The 14,846-nt window shown below is 70.8% G+C and carries 16 protein-coding genes; 7 read left to right on the top strand and 9 right to left on the bottom strand.

Annotation, left to right across the window (positions count from 1 at the left end):
* Window positions 1-55 precede the first annotated feature (55 nt).
* The gene (locus OG972_RS18120) at window positions 56-832 is read left to right on the top strand and encodes a helix-turn-helix transcriptional regulator (protein WP_266982784.1); all 777 of its coding nucleotides are present in this window, start codon (window positions 56-58) and stop codon (window positions 830-832) included.
* Complete coding sequence (locus tag OG972_RS18115) at window positions 829-1,074, top strand: DUF397 domain-containing protein (protein WP_266982782.1); 246 nt, start codon at window positions 829-831, stop codon at window positions 1,072-1,074. Before OG972_RS18120 ends, OG972_RS18115 begins: the two co-directional genes overlap by 4 nt.
* Window positions 1,075-1,077: 3 nt before the next feature.
* Here OG972_RS18115 and OG972_RS18110 read toward each other — a convergent pair whose 3' ends face one another.
* The 4 genes from OG972_RS18110 to OG972_RS18095 form a co-directional block, all read right to left on the bottom strand.
* Entirely contained in the window at window positions 1,078-1,662 is a 585-nt protein-coding gene (locus OG972_RS18110) for a hypothetical protein (RefSeq protein ID WP_266982780.1), read from the bottom strand.
* 10 nt (window positions 1,663-1,672) lie between these two features.
* Window positions 1,673-2,584, bottom strand: coding sequence for a zinc metalloprotease HtpX (gene htpX, locus OG972_RS18105; RefSeq protein WP_266982778.1), 912 nt, complete (start codon window positions 2,582-2,584; stop codon window positions 1,673-1,675).
* Between the two features lie 66 nt (window positions 2,585-2,650).
* Entirely contained in the window at window positions 2,651-3,328 is a 678-nt protein-coding gene (locus tag OG972_RS18100; protein WP_266982776.1) for a pyridoxal 5'-phosphate synthase, read from the bottom strand.
* Window positions 3,329-3,375: 47 nt separating this feature from the next.
* Window positions 3,376-4,557 (bottom strand): acetyl-CoA acetyltransferase, encoded by a 1,182-nt coding sequence (locus tag OG972_RS18095; RefSeq protein WP_266982774.1) that lies wholly within the window; start codon window positions 4,555-4,557, stop codon window positions 3,376-3,378.
* Between the two features lie 162 nt (window positions 4,558-4,719).
* Between OG972_RS18095 and OG972_RS18090 the strand changes: the two genes are divergently transcribed.
* On the top strand, window positions 4,720-5,928 hold the full coding sequence (locus tag OG972_RS18090) for an acyl-CoA dehydrogenase family protein (RefSeq protein ID WP_266982772.1): 1,209 nt from the start codon (window positions 4,720-4,722) through the stop codon (window positions 5,926-5,928).
* Window positions 5,928-6,428, top strand: a complete 501-nt coding sequence (locus OG972_RS18085) for a nitroreductase family deazaflavin-dependent oxidoreductase (protein WP_266982770.1) — start codon at window positions 5,928-5,930, stop codon at window positions 6,426-6,428. Before OG972_RS18090 ends, OG972_RS18085 begins: the two co-directional genes overlap by 1 nt.
* Window positions 6,429-6,574: 146 nt before the next feature.
* Here OG972_RS18085 and OG972_RS18080 read toward each other — a convergent pair whose 3' ends face one another.
* The gene (locus tag OG972_RS18080) at window positions 6,575-7,222 is read right to left on the bottom strand and encodes a TetR family transcriptional regulator (protein WP_266982768.1); all 648 of its coding nucleotides are present in this window, start codon (window positions 7,220-7,222) and stop codon (window positions 6,575-6,577) included.
* 299 nt (window positions 7,223-7,521) lie between these two features.
* Here OG972_RS18080 and OG972_RS18075 point away from each other — a divergent pair, with 299 nt between their 5' ends.
* Together OG972_RS18075 and OG972_RS18070 are read left to right on the top strand one after the other, a co-directional pair.
* Window positions 7,522-8,433: a VOC family protein gene (locus OG972_RS18075; RefSeq protein ID WP_266982767.1), complete on the top strand. Its 912-nt coding sequence runs from the start codon at window positions 7,522-7,524 to the stop codon at window positions 8,431-8,433.
* 175 nt (window positions 8,434-8,608) lie between these two features.
* Window positions 8,609-11,014 (top strand): PQQ-binding-like beta-propeller repeat protein, encoded by a 2,406-nt coding sequence (locus OG972_RS18070; RefSeq protein ID WP_266982765.1) that lies wholly within the window; start codon window positions 8,609-8,611, stop codon window positions 11,012-11,014.
* A gap of 34 nt (window positions 11,015-11,048) precedes the next feature.
* Here the strand turns inward: OG972_RS18070 and OG972_RS18065 are convergent, their stop codons facing one another.
* On the bottom strand, window positions 11,049-11,669 hold the full coding sequence (locus OG972_RS18065; RefSeq protein ID WP_266990548.1) for a hypothetical protein: 621 nt from the start codon (window positions 11,667-11,669) through the stop codon (window positions 11,049-11,051).
* A 191-nt stretch (window positions 11,670-11,860) separates the two neighbouring features.
* Between OG972_RS18065 and OG972_RS18060 the strand changes: the two genes are divergently transcribed.
* Entirely contained in the window at window positions 11,861-12,415 is a 555-nt protein-coding gene (locus OG972_RS18060; RefSeq protein ID WP_266982763.1) for a hypothetical protein, read from the top strand.
* A gap of 23 nt (window positions 12,416-12,438) precedes the next feature.
* On the opposite strand, the gene OG972_RS18055 is transcribed toward OG972_RS18060, so the two are convergent.
* Genes OG972_RS18055 through OG972_RS18045 form a run of 3 tightly spaced genes read right to left on the bottom strand, consistent with a single transcriptional unit; the run spans window position 12,439 to window position 14,825 of the window.
* Entirely contained in the window at window positions 12,439-13,218 is a 780-nt protein-coding gene (locus tag OG972_RS18055) for an enoyl-CoA hydratase/isomerase family protein (protein ID WP_266982761.1), read from the bottom strand.
* A 10-nt stretch (window positions 13,219-13,228) separates the two neighbouring features.
* Window positions 13,229-13,669 (bottom strand): Zn-ribbon domain-containing OB-fold protein, encoded by a 441-nt coding sequence (locus OG972_RS18050; RefSeq protein WP_266982759.1) that lies wholly within the window; start codon window positions 13,667-13,669, stop codon window positions 13,229-13,231.
* Window positions 13,670-13,676: 7 nt separating this feature from the next.
* The gene (locus OG972_RS18045; RefSeq protein ID WP_266982757.1) at window positions 13,677-14,825 is read right to left on the bottom strand and encodes a lipid-transfer protein; all 1,149 of its coding nucleotides are present in this window, start codon (window positions 14,823-14,825) and stop codon (window positions 13,677-13,679) included.
* Window positions 14,826-14,846 lie beyond the last annotated feature (21 nt).

Raw genomic sequence — 14,846 nt, 5'->3', positions numbered from 1 at the left:
GAGAACGGTGGTGGCTGTGGGGTCGAGTGGTGAGCCGTCGCAGGTGCGGAGGCTTGTGGGGGATCTGATTCGGATCCACCGGGTGCGGGCGGGGCTCACGCAGAGAGACGCGTCGGAGAAGCTGTTGGTCTCGGAGTCCCTGATGGGGGCGTACGAGCGGGCGGAACGCATTCCGACGATGGACTTTCTGCGGGATGCGGACCAAGCCTTCGATGCGCGAGGGGCGTTGAAGGCATGCGTGGAGCTGATGGACGAGGAGAAGTACCCGCCGAAGTATGTGGACTGGGTTCGGCTCCAGCGGTTGGCGCGAGTCATCAGCGCGTACGAGACGATGTTGATCCCTGGCCTGCTGCAGACGAAGGCGTATGCGCATGCGCTGTACGTGTCCCGTGTACCGGCGTACACCGAGGAGGAGATCGCCCGACACGTCGAAGCCCGTCTGGAACGGCAGGCGGTGCTGACCCGTATGCCGCCACCGCGCGTCGGGTTCGTCGTCGAGGAGTCGGTACTTGAGCGGACGACCGGTGGCGCGGAGGTGCTCAAGGAGCAGCTCCGGCATCTGCTGGAGTGCATGCGCACGATGAACCACCTGACGTTGCAGGTGATGCCGACCCGGCGGCACACACACGCGGGCCTGATGGGGCCGATGCAGTTGATGGGCACCGCAGAGGGCCGCAATCTTGTGTACGAGGAAGGGCAGGGCGGCGATAGGTTGATCTCCAAGCCGGAGCAGGCCACCGACCTCTTCGACCTCTTCGGCACCCTGCGGGCGCAGGCGCTGACGCCTTGGGAGTCCGCGGAGCTCATCGAGAGGAAGGCGGCGCAGCTATGAATGCGACGGAACTGGCCTGGTTCAAGTCGAGCTACAGCGGTAACACCGGCGGCGAGTGCATCGAAGTCGCCTACGACTGGCGCAAGTCCAGCTACAGCACCGACGAAGGCGGCGCCTGCGTAGAGGTCGCCACCTGCCCCCACACCGTCCACGTCCGCGATTCCAAGGTCATCGACGGCCCCGCCTTCGCCGTCACCGCGGCCGCCTGGTCCGCTTTCGTGGCAGGTGCGCGCACCGCCTGATTGTCACAGGCCGGGCGCGCCCCAGACCGGGAACCACCGGGAGAGATCCTGCTCGACCCGCAGGTCGTCGCCCAGTGTCGCCCTGACCTGCAGCTCCAGGGGGCTGTCGCGTCTCTCGGCGCCGCCCGGCACCGGGGCGAACGGATAGAACGTGCCGCGTTTGTAGAGGTAGACCAGCGCCAGCGAGCGCCCTTCGGTATTCCGGAAGCCGATCAGCGAGCAGAGCAGTTGCGGGCCGAAGCCGCCGTCCTGGAGCAGGGTGTTGACCGCGTGCAGGTCGTTGACCAGGGCGGCCACGTCGTCGGGGGAGTGGCGGGCGAGCAGCCAGGTGTAACCGTACGAATCGTGGCTGAACTCCACCGGGATCCCGCCCCGGTTCGTGTCCGCGTCGAGCAGTTCCTGTACGTCCTGCTGGATACGGGCGAAGGTGCCGCCCTCCACGCCCGCGAAGCAGACCGAGCCCAGACCGGTGGGGATGAAGCCCGCGCCCGCCTGGAGGGTGAGCGCGGCGGACGGTACGGCGAAGAGCTGGTCGAGGTCGGGGCGTACCGGTTTGCTGCGTCCCAGGATCGTGTCGAGCAGACCCACTGCGGACTCCTTACGGGCGGGCGAGTTCGGCGGAGATGCGGGCCAGCTGGTCGAGGCGCTGTTCGAGGGTCGGGTGGGAGGAGAGCAGTCGGCTGAGGCTCTCCTTCGAGGAGAACGCCGGGACGAAGTAGAAGGCGTTGTACGGCTCCGCCTTCCGCAGGTCCTCCGTCGGGATCCGGGCCATCTGCCCGCTGACCTTGGTGAGCGCCGAGGCGAGCGCGGAGGGGCGACCGGTGAGGAGGGCGGCGGCGCGGTCGGCGGAGAGTTCGCGGTAGCGCGAGAGCAGTCGGGTGAGCAGGAAGCTCAGGCAGTACACGACGGCGCTGATCAGCGGGATCAGCAGGATCGCGATGCCGACGGGGTCGCTGCTGCGGCTGCTGCGGGAGAAGCCGCCCCAGAGGGCGACGCGGGTGACCACGCCGGCCAGGACGCCGAGGAACGAGGCGATTGTCATGACGGCGACGTCCCGGTGCGCGACGTGCGACATCTCGTGTGCGAGGACGCCTTCCAGCTCCTCGGGTTCCAGTCTGCGCAGGAGTCCGGTGGTGGCGCAGACGAGGGCGGTCCTCTCGCCGCGGCCGGTGGCGAAGGCGTTCGGTACGTCGCTCCGGGCGATGGCCACCCGGGGTTTCGGCATGTTGGCCAGGGCGCAGATCCGGTCGATGGTGCCGTGCAGCTCGGGTGCTTCCTCGGGGGTGACCTCGCGGGCGCCCATGCTGAAGGCGGCGATGCGGTCGCTGAACCAGAACTGCGCGATGAACAGACCACCCACGACGATCAGGATGATCGGCCAGGCGCCCCGCAGTACCGCGAGGAGCACGCCCACGAGGACCACGTAAAGCAGTCCGATCAGGAACATGGTCGTGACCATGCGCGTGGTCAGACCGTGGTCGGGGGCGTAACGGGAACGGGCTCGTGTCATGGAATGCCTCCAGCAACTCACCTGCTTCCCATAGTGCTCCTTTCTGGTGGAAATCGGTTTGCCGACTCACGGCCAGAGCAGTTCCCGGGTCCAGTTGCCGCCGTCCCGGCGGTAGCGGAGCCGGACGTGCCGTCGCCGCACATCGCCCTGGAAGAACTCGACCTCGTGCGGCTCGACCACGTACCGCGTCCAGCTCGTCACGTCCGCCTCCGGTTCCGCCTGTGCCCGCTCCCATGCGGCGTCCGAGGCGCGGTTCAGCTCCTCGTACGAGCCGAGCACCTCGCTCTGTCGCCCCACCAGTGCCGAGGCCAGCGCCCCGGTCGAGCGGACATGCAGATCGGCCCGGCTCTCGGCCGGGGTGCAGGCGGTGACCGGACCTCGTACCCGTACCTGCCGGCCCTGCGCGGGCCAGTAGAAACCGAGCGCCGCATGCGGATGCGCGGCGAGCTGGCGGCCCTTTGCGCTGGTGGCGTGCGTGGCGAAGTGCCAGCCGCGGTCGTCCGCGTCGTGCAGCATCAGCGTCCGTACGTCGGGGTGGCCCTCGGCGTCGACCGTGGCCAGCGTCATGGTGTGCGGCTCGGTCTGCCCGGCGGCCACCGCCTCGGCGAACCAGGTGTGGAAGAGGGGGAGCGGGGTGCGGGGCGCCGCGGACGGGTCGAAGGCGGGGAGGTCCACGTCCCAGACGCGCTGGGCGTGAAGGAGGTCCCGGAAGGTGTGTTGCGCAGAGGTCGATGCATCCGTCATGCGGCCATTGGACATCAGGACACGGAGTGCCCCGTTGCCGCACCCCCTCACGCCCGCCCCAGCACCACCGTCCCCGACGAGCAGAACCAGCCGCCCGTCCCCGAGGCCACCGCCAGCTCCGGCAGCCGTCCGTCCGTCTTCCGGACCTGACGGTCTCCCGCCTCCCCGCGCAGTTGCCGTACCGCTTCCACCAGCAGGAACAGCCCGCGCATGCCGGGGTGGCAGGCGGAGAGGCCGCCGCCGTCGGTGTTGACCGGGAGTTCGCCGGTCAGACCCATGCGGCCCTTCTCGACGAAGGCGCCGCCCTCGCCCTTCGCACAGAAGCCGAGGTCCTCCAGCGTCACCAGCGTCATATAGGTGAACGCGTCATAGATCTCGGCCAGGTCGATGTCCGCCGGCCGTACCCCGGCCCGCTCGAACGCCAGGCGGCCCGAGACGGCCGCCGGGGACACCGTGAAGTCGTCCCACTCCGACATCGTGGAGTGCGAGACGTGCTCACCCGTGCCGAGGATCCACACCGGAGCCTTCGCCGTGTCCGGCACGTACTCCTCCGCGGCCAGCAGCACCGCACACCCGCCGTCGCTGCGGATGCAGCAGTGCAGCTTGGTGAACGGGTCCGCGATCATCGGTCCCGACAGCACGTCGTCCACCGTGATCGGGTCCCGGAACATCGCGTCCGGGTTGGCCGCCGCGTTCGCCCGCGCCTGGACAGCCACCTCGGCGAGCTGCTCCAGCGTTGTCCCGTACGCGTGCATATGGCGGCGGGCGGCCATGGCGTACTTGGCGATCAGCGAGTGCCCGTACGCCACCTCGAACTGGAGCGGGCCGCGCGAACCGAACGACAGGTTCGACGTGCGGCGCCCCGCCCTGATGTCGGCGCGGGCGGTCGATCCGTACACCAGGAGTACGGCGTTCGCGCGGCCTGCCGCGATCGCGTCGGCGGCGTGGGCGGCCATCACCTCCCAGGTCGCACCACCGACCGCCGTGGAGTCGACCCAGGTGGGCTTCAGCCCCAGATACTCGGCGGCCTCGACGGGGGCGAGCGTGCCGAGTCCGGCGGAGGCGAAACCGTCGACGACCGAGCGGTCCAGGCCCGAGTCGGCGAGTGCCCGGCGGGCGGCCTGGGCATGGAGGGCGTACGGAGTCGGGCCGTCGACGCGTCCACAGTCCGCGAGGGATATGCCGACGACAGCGACCTTGCGCGGGGGAGAGGAGGGTGAGGAAGGCATATATCTGACGGTACATCAGATGTGGTGCTGCGGACCGGTGTGCGGGCGGGATCGGGTCCGGGGCGGGGGTGTGCGCGAGTCTGGGTTTCTGGCGCCATCGCCCCTAGCATGACGGCCCGTCAGATCGGGGGTCGACGGCCCCTGAGGGGAAGGAGCCCGACGATGGACGCCGCCTTCACCGCGGAACAGGACGAGATCCGCCGCACCCTGCGCGAACTGCTGGCCAAACGCTGCGGACCCGAGGAGGTCAGGAGCGCCGTACGGACCGCGCACGGATACGACGAGACCCTGTGGCGGCAGCTCGCCCAGGACCTCGGACTGCCGGGCCTCGCGCTCGCGGAGGAGTACGGAGGAGCCGGCTGCGGCCCCGCCGAACTCGCCGTCGCCTGCGAGGAGGCCGGCCGCGCCCTGCTGCCGTCCCCGCTGCTCGCCACCGCTGCGCTCGCCGCACCGCTGATCGCCGCTGTCGGCACCGACGCCCAGCGCACCGCCCTGCTGCCCCGCATCGCCGCGGGCGAACTGACCGCGACCCTCGCCCTCCCCGGCGGCTCACCGGCCACCGCCCTCGGCCTCATCGGCGACACCAGCGGCGGCGCCTGGGCGGGCGGCGGCCGGTCCGGCGGCGTACAGGCCAGGCCCGGCCCGGACGGGTGGCGGCTGTACGGGGAAGCCGCCCAGGTCCTCGACGGGCACAGTGCAGGCCTTCTGCTGGTCGCCGCCCACGCGGGTGGCTTCCCGCGTAGCCGGGCTCTCCTCTTCCTCGTCCGCTCCGACACGGCGACCGGCCTCGCCCGCACCCGGCAGACCTCGCTCGACGAGACCCGGCCGTTGGCTCGTGTCGAACTCCGTGAGACCACCGCCGAACTGCTCGGCGCGGACGACACGGTGGATGTGTCGGGACCGGCCGGAGCGCTCGCCGCCGTCGGGCGCACGACCGCCGCTGTACTGGCGGCGGAGGCGGTCGGAGCCGCCGCGAGCGCGCTCGACCGGACCATCGAATACGTCAAGGTGCGCGAGCAGTTCGGCCGCGCCATCGGCTCCTTCCAAGCGGTGAAGCACCGGCTTGCCGACCTGTACGTACGAGTGCAGGCGGCCAGGTCCGCGGCGTACTACGCGGCGTGGGACCCGGCGGCCGGAGGGCTCGCGCTCGCGCAGGCGCTGGAAGCGCTGCGGATCACCACCGCCGAGGCCGTGCAGCTGCACGGTGGCATCGGCTTCACCTGGGAACACGAGGCCCATCTCTACTTCAAGCGGGCCGCCGCCGACGAGCTGCTCTTCGGACCGGTCCACCGGCTGCGCGACCATGCCGCCGAGCAGGCCGGTCTGTTCACGCCCGGCCTCCGGAAACCGCGCGTGGAGGTGGCGGTCTGATGGCGCCAGGAGTCCGGCTGATCCAGAAGGTGTCCTCGACCCGCACCTTCGCCAGGATCGCCCCGCACGTCGTGCCCGCCATGGACCGCACCGTCCACCGGCTCACCCGCGGCAAGGTGCTGCTCAGCGCCCGGATGCTGCCGGGGGTGATCCTGACGGTGCGCGGGGCGAAGAGCGGACAGCCACGCACCACTCCACTGGCCTGCATGCCGGAGCACGGCTCCGCGGGCGGTGGCGGCACCGGCTGGATTCTGATCGGCAGCAACTTCGGCCGTCCGGGTCATCCTGCCTGGACCGCCAACCTGTTGGCCCATCCGGACGACGCCGTCATCAACTGGAAGGGACACGACATCGCCGTGCGTGCCCGGCTGCTGGAGGGTGCGGAGCGGGCGGAGGTGTGGCAGGCGGCGCTGACGTTCTGGCCGCCGTACGCCACCTACCAGGCGCGGGTGGAGCGGGAGATCCGGCTCTTCCGGCTGGAGCGGCGCAACACCCCGTGACGCGGAAGCTGCCCGGATACGCCGATGGCGGACCACATCGGGTGGTCCGCCAGCGGTGAGACAGGACGTGGGCAGCCCGGGATTGCCGTGAAGCCCAGTACAGGAAGAAGCGAGGCAAGAAGCCGGAAAGAAGGGTGCGCCCGGCGCTATTTCGTCGGTTTCTTGCCGGTGATGCCCAGATGCACCAACAGCGCGAGGTTCGGCTTGAGTTCGGCCTGCTTGACGCCCCAGGTCTGGAAACCCTTCTGGTGCGAGGCGACCGCCGCCAGCATCGCGACGAGCGAGCCCGCCATCGCCGCCGGGCTGATGTCCTTGTCGACCTTGCCCTTGGCCTGGAGCTCCTTCACCGAATCGGTGAGGGAGTTGGTGACCGAGTTCAGGATCTTCATGCGGATCTTGTAGAACCGCTTGTCGCCCTCGGCCGCCCCCAGGTCGACCACGCGCAGGATCGCGTCATGGTGTCGCCAGAAGTCGAGGAACCCCTCGACGAGCTCTTCGGAGGTCTGCCAGCCCGCCTTGCCGACCCAGGAGCGGCCGGCGACCAATTCGGTCAACGCGGCGCCCTCCTTGGCCATTTCTTCGGCGATCTCGAGGACGGCTCCCTCGACGTCGGGGAAGTACTGATAGAAGGTTGCGGGTGAAGTCCCCGCCTTGCGGGCGACGTCGATGACTTTGACGTCCCGGTAGGGCGAGGAGCTGAGCATTTCGCTGAGGCAGTCGAGCAGCTTCTGCCGCGTCGCCTGTCCGCGTCGACCGGCCACGCGGCCGTCGACGGTGCGCACTTGTCCTGTCATGCCGTCAGCTTACCGAGGGGTGATCGGAGCGCGATTCGGCCGACTGCAAATGGGGAGTTCCACAGGTGCGGTGGGGTGGTGTGGGAGAAGTGGCCGGATTTCGGCGGATGCGATCCACGGCCTGAATAGTGTTATCAACAGCCTGTGGACAACTTCGGTGGATAACTTTCTGTGACGCGATGGCTAACGAACTCCGATGTCGAATCTTTGTTCGACAAGGGTCATTCGTTGCGCGGCACATGTGATACGCGGCTACTTTGAGTGTGACGCGCATCACTGCTATGGAAGGATCCGGGCCGATGGCCGCATTCCCGCGCTCCGCGCCGTGCTGGGTGGACGCACAGCTCCCCGATCTCGAAGCGGGCAAGCGTTTCTACGGCGGGCTCTTCGGGTGGACCTTCCGGGCCGGGGACGCCGCCGGGGGCGCGTACGCAGACGCCCTCAGCGACGGCAAGCTCGTTGCCGCACTCGCCGCCAAGCAGGACGGCCGGATGCCGACCGCCTGGGGCGTCTACTTCTCCACCGACGACATCGCCGCGACCGTCGCCCTGATCCGGCAGGAGGGCGGCCAGGTCATCACCGAGCCCGTCCGGGTCGGGCGCGCGGGCGTGCTCGCGCAGGCCGCCGACCCGGGCGGTGCGGTCTTCGGGCTCTGGCAGGCCGGTGACCGCAGCGGGTTCGAGAAGCAGAAAGAGCCCGGATCCTTCTGCTGGACCGAGGTCTACACCCGGCAGAAGGACCGCGTCGACGCCTTCTACGAGAAGGTCTTCGGCTTCCTCGGAACCGACCTCGGCGCGTCCGGCACCGATCACGACGAGCCGGGCACCGATCACGACGAGCCGGGCATCGGCGATGGAGACGCCTCCGACTCCGGATCGGTCGATTCCGGTTCCGCCGAGTCCGGCTCCGGCGGTGCGGGCGCCTCCGAGTCCGGCGTCGACTTCCGCATGTGGTCCCCCGAAGGCACCGAACCCGGCCCCGACACCGCGATCGGCGGACGCAGCGTGATCACCGACGCGTTCCCGGCCGAGATGCCCAGCTATTTCCTCAGCTATTTCGCCGTCGCGGACTGCGACGGCACCGCCGAGACGGCGGTCGTGCTCGGCGGCCGGGTCTCCGCGCCGCCCTTCGACATCCCGTACGGGCGGATGGCGGTCCTGCACGACGATCAGGGTGCCGAGTTCGCCGTACTTCAGCCCCCGGTGTCCTGATAGAGGGCAGAGTGACATGTGACACCCCGATCCGCCCCCGGGTTCGCAACCATCGCATCGGCCAGGAACAATCAGGGAGCGCACCGCCGGGTGGTGCCCAGTGGTGAGACGCTGCACAGGGCGGGTTTTTCGCGGACTTCTGTTCCTGAGGTCCGTACGGGGAGGTGGCAGGCAAGTGGTGGAGCAGCTGACGCAGCACGACCCGAGGCGGATCGGCCCGTTCGAGGTGCTGGGACGGCTCGGGGCCGGCGGCATGGGGCTGGTCTATCTCGCCCGCTCGGCGTCCGGCCGACGGGTGGCGATCAAGACCGTACGTACGGAGCTCGCCGAGGATCAGCTCTTCCGGGTCCGTTTCACGCGTGAGGTGGAGGCCGCCCGCGCGGTCAGCGGCTTCTACACGGCCGCCGTGGTGGACGCCGACCCGCGCGCGGCCGTGCCGTGGCTCGCCACCGCGTACGTGCCCGCTCCCTCGCTCGAGGAAATAGTGAATGAGTGCGGCCCGATGCCGACCCAGGCGGTGCGGTGGCTGGCCGCGGGGATCGCCGAGGCGCTCCAGTCCATCCATGGCGCGGGGCTGGTCCACCGCGACCTCAAGCCGTCGAACGTGCTGGTGGTCGAGGACGGTCCGCGCGTGATCGACTTCGGGATCGCGTCCGGGGTCTCCAACACCCGGCTGACCATGACCAACGTGGCGGTCGGCACCCCCGCGTACATGTCGCCGGAGCAGGCCAGGGACTCGCGCAGTGTCACGGGCGCGAGCGATGTGTTCTCGCTCGGCTCGACGCTCGTCTTCGCCGCCACCGGGCATGCGCCGTTCCACGGGGCGAACCCGGTCGAGACGGTTTTCATGCTGCTGCGGGAGGGCCCCGATGTGGAGGGGTTGCCCGACGACCTGCGGCCGCTGATCGAGTCCTGCATGCAGATGGACGCCGGGCTGCGGCCCAGCCCGGCCGATCTGCAGGCCCAGCTCGCCCCGCACCTCTTCGCCTCCGGCAGCGACGACAGCGGTACGGCGTCGGCCTGGCTGCCGATGTCCGCCACGGAGATGATCGAGCAGCGCCGAGGTGGGGGGCGCACGGCGGCACCCGCCGCCCCGGCTCCCGCCCCGGCTCCCGCTCCGGCGCCGCCGCCGCCCCAGCAGCCGCCGAGGGGCGCGGACTGGGAGTCGGCGTGGCGCAGCGGCGCGGACCTGAGATCGCCGTCCCCCGCCCCTGCACCTGTTCGGGCGGCGGGGTCGGACGGGGGCGGTCCGGTGCGGCTGCCCGGGGCGAAGGTGCCGATCGGACCCGGGCCGCGTGCCGTGGACGTGCGCGCGATGGCCGGCGCGGAGGCGGGTCCCGCGACCGGGTGGGTGCGCCCGCCCGCCGGGCTGAACGGCGCGGCCCCGGCCGCCGCCCCGCTGCCCGCTCCGGCGCACGCCCCCGATGCGCCGCCGGCGGAGCCGGACCGTTGGCGGCCCTGGCGGTTCCGGATGTCGAACGACGTATGGGGCACGCCGGTCGTCGCCGGGGACCTGCTGTACGTGACGTCGTTCGAGGTGCACGCGCTGGACGTGGGCAACGGGCGGCGCCAGTTCAAGACCCGTGACGTCGCCTGGTCGATGACGCTCGACGGCGGCCGCATCCATGGCTCCGACGGCCCTTCGCTGTACGCCCTGGACGCGCTGACCGGCGCCGAACGGTGGCGGCTGCAGACCGACGCCTGGGTGTACTCGCTCAAGGCCGACCGGGGCACCGTTGTCACCGGCACGCGCGGTGGCGGCGTGCAGGCGTGGGAAGCGTCCACCGGCGAGAAGCTGTGGGAGACCGGAGGCGTACAGACCGACTTCGAGACGGCCGAGGCCGGGCCCGCGATCCACGACGGCACGGTGTACCTGTGGCAGGACGCCCGGCTGCGCGCGGTGGACGCCCGTACGGGCATCGAGCGCTGGTCGTACCCGATCGGTGACGCGGCGTCCTGCGGGGGAGTGCCGGTACGGGTGACGGCCGCCGCGGACGGCTACGTGTACGTCGCCGCGGGCACCCGGGTCCTCGCGGTGGACATCGCGTCGGGGCTGGTGCGGTGGCACTTCGAGTCGCCTGCGGTCTTCCTGTCCCCGCCCGCGTTCGCGCCGGGGCCCGCGGTCACCGGCGGCGGGGTGTACCTCGCCGACTACCTCGGCACGGTGTACGCACTCGACGCGACGACCGGCAAGGACCGGTGGCGCATCGCGACGGAGGCGCGCCAGTCGATCGAACCGGTACTGGTCACGGCGGGCAATGTCCACGTCGGCAGCGGCAGTGCGCTGTACACGCTGGACGCGGTGACGGGTACCCCGAAATGGCGGTTCGCCGCGGGCGGCGAGGTCGTCGGCGCGCCGGTCGTCGCGGACGGCCGCGTCCACTTCGGCTCCGCGGACCACGTGCTGTACACGCTGGACGCGGCAGGCGGCCAGCTGCGCTGGAAGCTTGCGACGGGCGGCGAGATCACGGGGTCGCCGGTGGCGAAGGGGGGCGTGGTGTACGCGTGCAGCAAGGACCGCTGCGTGTACGCGCTGGACGCGCTGAAGGGGACGGGCACGGGGAACCGGGCACGGGCGTAGGCGTTCACCGGGCTCGCCCGGAGTCGCTGTGTCCTCAATCGCCGGACGGGCTCGACCGGCCCGGCGGGCGGCGCGGGTCCTGGGCCTCGGGGCCCGTGTACGGATCCGCCTCGGGCTCCGGCAGGGGACTCGTCTGCACCGATGGCCCCGGCTCCTGCGTCGGCGGCCACGTGTCCGGATCGTCCGACCCCGGCGCCGGGTAGGGCTGGGGCCGGTCCACGCGCCCAGGATGCCCGCGCCGACCCCGCCGCCCCGACATCACCGCAGCCCCCACCAGCATCAGTGCTCCGCCCACCACGGCGGTCGCCACCCCCACCTGCAGCCCGGACCCGTCCGCCGCCACCGTCAGACTCCCGGTCGCCTGCTCCTGCCGCACCATCCACAGCACAGTGAAGCCGAGGACGACGACCCCCGCGCACGCGACCAGCAGCCGGGACCGGAGCACCACACCCACCACCGTCACGGCCGCAGCGAAGAGAAGCGGCAGCCAGACCGACTCCCACAGTCCCGGCCGCGCACCGCTGATGCCGTTGAAGAGGTCCGCGATCCGGTACTGCCGCCCGAGGCGGCCGTCGTACCAGTCACGGAAGGGGCTCAGCACGGCGGCCGCCGCTCCTGCGAGAGCGACGATCGAGCCGAGGATGTTGCGGATCATCATCGGCCTCCTGCGGTCGTGCGGACCGGCATCGCGCATCAGCACCGCTCTCGGCCTCGACGCTACGCCGGGCCCCTGACCCCCGCCACCAGGGGCGCACCGGCCGGACGGCCCTTCCCCGCGCGCCATGCGTTACGGTGTCGCGCGGTCGTTCGACAGCAACATGACAACACACAAGGGGGGCTGCATCGATGATGCGGCAGCATCTGAAACTCTCGGCGGTCCTGGTGGTGGTGGTGCTCGCACTCACCGGCTTCTCGACCTCGAGCCACGGCGGCAAGAGCCGAGGCAGCAAGAGCCGCGGTTCGAGCAGCAGCAGCAGCGGCGGCGGCTGCTCCAACTCCAAGAAGAGCAACGGCAGCTACCACCACAACGACTACGACGACGATGACTACGACGACTCGTCGAGCAGCTCGTCCGGCGGCTCCACCTACGAGACCGCGACCCCCGGCGCCACGGCGACCGACGCGCCCCAGGTGACCGTGATCCGCTGCGCCCAGCCCCGCAAGGGCAAGCGGCGGGCCGTGACGTCCTCCACTGTCCGCGTCAGCTCGAGCGAGCTCGGCACGCATGTGTACAAGGTCGATGTCACCTTTCTCGACGCGCTCGGCAACACCGTCGACACCGGCGAGGCGAACGTGGAGCTGACGGACGTCGACAGCGCGACCGTCTCCGTGCGGATGGACAGCCCGAGCAAGGTGTCCCGGGTGAAGAAGTGCCGGGCCGAGGCCGAACTCAGCCACTGACCGCTGCTGACGGGGGCTCCGGCTCACCGCAGCCGGAACTCCCCGCTGCCCCGCCCCCGCCCCTTGAACAGCTCCCCCTGCCGTTCCACCGGCAGGTTTCCGAGCGCGATCAGGTGCGGGGCGTGGGCCAGCGCCTGGGTGCGCGCCGCTTCCTTGGCGGACCACACCGCCCGCACCGTTCCCTGCACCGCCGCGGTCGGGTACGACGCGATGACGGCCGCCGCCCGCACCGCCGCCTCCACCGCGCCGCCGGGCGCCGTCACCTCGCTGACCAGCCCGGTCTCGTACGCACGACGGGCCGACACCCGTTCGGCCGTACCCATCAGGGACATCCGGGCGACCTCCCCGAACGGCATCCGCTGCGCCATGTGAATCGCCTCGTACGCGCTGACCATGCCGTACGTCGTATGCGGGTCGAAGAACGTCGCCTCCTCCGACGCGATGACGAACTCCGCCTCGCCCAACAGATAGAACGCCCCGCCGCACGCCATCCCCTCCACGGCGGCGATCACCGGCTTCCACAGGGCGTTCACCTTCGGCCCGATCGCGAGCAGCGGATCGTCGATCGTGTACGGGGACGAGGGCTGCGGCACCTCCACGCCGCGGTCGATCCCCGTACAGAAGGCGCGCCCGCCCGCACCGGTGACGACGACGGCCCGCACCCCGTCGTCGAAACGGAACGCCCGCCATGCGGCGGCGAGTTCGTCCGCCGTTGCCAGGTCGATCGCGTTCAGCTTCTCCGGCCGGTCGAGGGTGACGACCGCGACCCCGGTCTCCTTGTCGGTCTCCGTCCGCAGCGTCATCGTCGTCCGCTCACCGTTCCAGCAGCCAGCGGACCACGGTCAGCTCCGGGCTCACGGGCGCGAAGACCGCCCTCACCGGTGCCCCGATCCGCAGCCGCGCCGGATCGACCGAGTTGAGGGGAGCGTCGGGGCCGCTGACCACATTGCCGACCAGCCGGATGTGCGGAGCTTCGGCGAGTTCGACGACGACCGCGTTGTACGGGGCCTGCGCGGCGTACGCGGGGAGCAGCGGCGGATGCGGCAGCACGTACGACCAGATCCGGCCGCGGCCGCTCATCGCCCGCCACTCGCTCTGGAAGGACTGGCAGTGCGGGCAGCAGGGCCGCGGCGGGAAACGGAGGGCGCCGCACGCGGGGGCGGCGCACGCCTGGACGCGGAGTTCGCCCCGGGCGGTGTACTCCCAGAAGGGCGCGCCGTCCTCGTCGACGACGGGCAGCAGCAGCGAATCCATGGTGCTCTCAACTCCTCAGCAGTACGGCGGAGGTCGGCACGCCCTCGCCGGCGGTGACCAGGCAGGTGACGGCGTCCGGAACCTGCGCGGTGGAGATCCCGCGCAGCTGCTTCACCCCTTCGTTGATGAGGTTGAAGCCGTGCACATACGCCTCGCTCAGCCCGCCGCCCCCGGTGTTGATCGGCAGTCGGCCGCCGCTCTCCAGCGCCCCGCCCTCGGTGAACGCGGCGCCCTCACCGCGCCCGCAGAAGCCGTAACCCTCCAGGGAGAGCGGGATGAGCGGGGTGAACGCGTCGTAGATCTGCGCGACATCGACATCGTCCGGCCCGAAGTCGGCCTGCTTCCACAGCTGCCGGGCGGCCGTCCAGGCGGGTCCGGTGAGCGGGTCGTCGTTCCAGTAATTGACCATGCCGTGGTGCTGGGTGGGGAGCCCCTGGGCGACGGAGTGGATGTAGACCGGTTTCTGCCGGCAGTCCCGGGCCCGCTCGGCGGAGACGACGACGCAGGCCAGCGCGCCGTCCGTCTCCAGACAGTTGTCGAAGAGACAGAGCGGCTCGCTGATCCAGCGCGAGGTCATATACATGTCGCGGGTCAGGGGCCGTTCGTACATCACCGCGTCCGGGTTCTGGTTGGCACGGTTGCGGCAGGCGAGCGCGACGTTGAAGAGATGGTCGCGGGTGGCCCCGTACTCGTGCATGTACCGCCGCGCGAGCATGCCGATCTCGTCGGCGGGGCGCAGCAGACCGTACGGGCGGGTCCACTGGGCGGGGGTGGGCAGTTGAACGGTGGTGTTCTTCCAGGGCCGGGGCCCCGAGCCGCGCTTCCGCGACCGCCAGGCGACACCGACACTCGCCTGTCCGGTGGCGACGGCGGCGGCGAGATGCGCGATCGTCGCGCACGAACCACCGCCCCCGTAGCCGACCTTGGAGAAGAAGGTGACGTCACCGGCCCCGATCGCCTTGGCGACCTCGACCTCGTCGGTCTCCTCCATCGTGTACGAGGCGAACGCGTCGACCTCCGACGCGGCGATGCCCGCGTCGTCGAGCGCCGCCACGATGGCCCGGCAGGCCAAGGTCTTCTCGGATTCAGGGAGTTGTTTCGCGAAGGCCGTCTGTCCGATCCCGGCTATCGCCGTCACGTCTTTGAGCGTCGCCACGCGCCACCTCCGCGATCGTCA

The sequence above is a fragment of the Streptomyces sp. NBC_01669 genome (assembly GCF_026339735.1).
Taxonomy (GTDB): domain Bacteria; phylum Actinomycetota; class Actinomycetes; order Streptomycetales; family Streptomycetaceae; genus Streptomyces; species Streptomyces yanii.
Note: the sequence above shows the minus strand (reverse complement) of the source record. Positions and strands in the feature narration are given on the sequence as shown.

Excerpts from the sequence above, each read along its gene's own strand:
- OG972_RS18065 (WP_266990548.1), bottom strand. The coding sequence starts at position 11,669 with ATGATCCGCAACATCCTCGGCTCGATCGTCGCTCTCGCAGGAGCGGCG.
- OG972_RS18050 (WP_266982759.1), bottom strand. The coding sequence starts at position 13,669 with ATGGATTCGCTGCTGCTGCCCGTCGTCGACGAGGACGGCGCGCCCTTC.
- OG972_RS18115 (WP_266982782.1), top strand. The coding sequence starts at position 829 with ATGAATGCGACGGAACTGGCCTGGTTCAAGTCGAGCTACAGCGGTAAC.
- OG972_RS18060 (WP_266982763.1), top strand. The coding sequence starts at position 11,861 with ATGATGCGGCAGCATCTGAAACTCTCGGCGGTCCTGGTGGTGGTGGTG.
- OG972_RS18080 (WP_266982768.1), bottom strand. The coding sequence starts at position 7,222 with ATGACAGGACAAGTGCGCACCGTCGACGGCCGCGTGGCCGGTCGACGC.
- OG972_RS18075 (WP_266982767.1), top strand. The coding sequence starts at position 7,522 with ATGGCCGCATTCCCGCGCTCCGCGCCGTGCTGGGTGGACGCACAGCTC.
- OG972_RS18100 (WP_266982776.1), bottom strand. The coding sequence starts at position 3,328 with ATGACGGATGCATCGACCTCTGCGCAACACACCTTCCGGGACCTCCTT.
- OG972_RS18055 (WP_266982761.1), bottom strand. The coding sequence starts at position 13,218 with ATGACGCTGCGGACGGAGACCGACAAGGAGACCGGGGTCGCGGTCGTC.
- htpX (WP_266982778.1), bottom strand. The coding sequence starts at position 2,584 with ATGACACGAGCCCGTTCCCGTTACGCCCCCGACCACGGTCTGACCACG.
- OG972_RS18090 (WP_266982772.1), top strand. The coding sequence starts at position 4,720 with ATGGACGCCGCCTTCACCGCGGAACAGGACGAGATCCGCCGCACCCTG.
- OG972_RS18095 (WP_266982774.1), bottom strand. The coding sequence starts at position 4,557 with ATGCCTTCCTCACCCTCCTCTCCCCCGCGCAAGGTCGCTGTCGTCGGC.
- OG972_RS18085 (WP_266982770.1), top strand. The coding sequence starts at position 5,928 with ATGGCGCCAGGAGTCCGGCTGATCCAGAAGGTGTCCTCGACCCGCACC.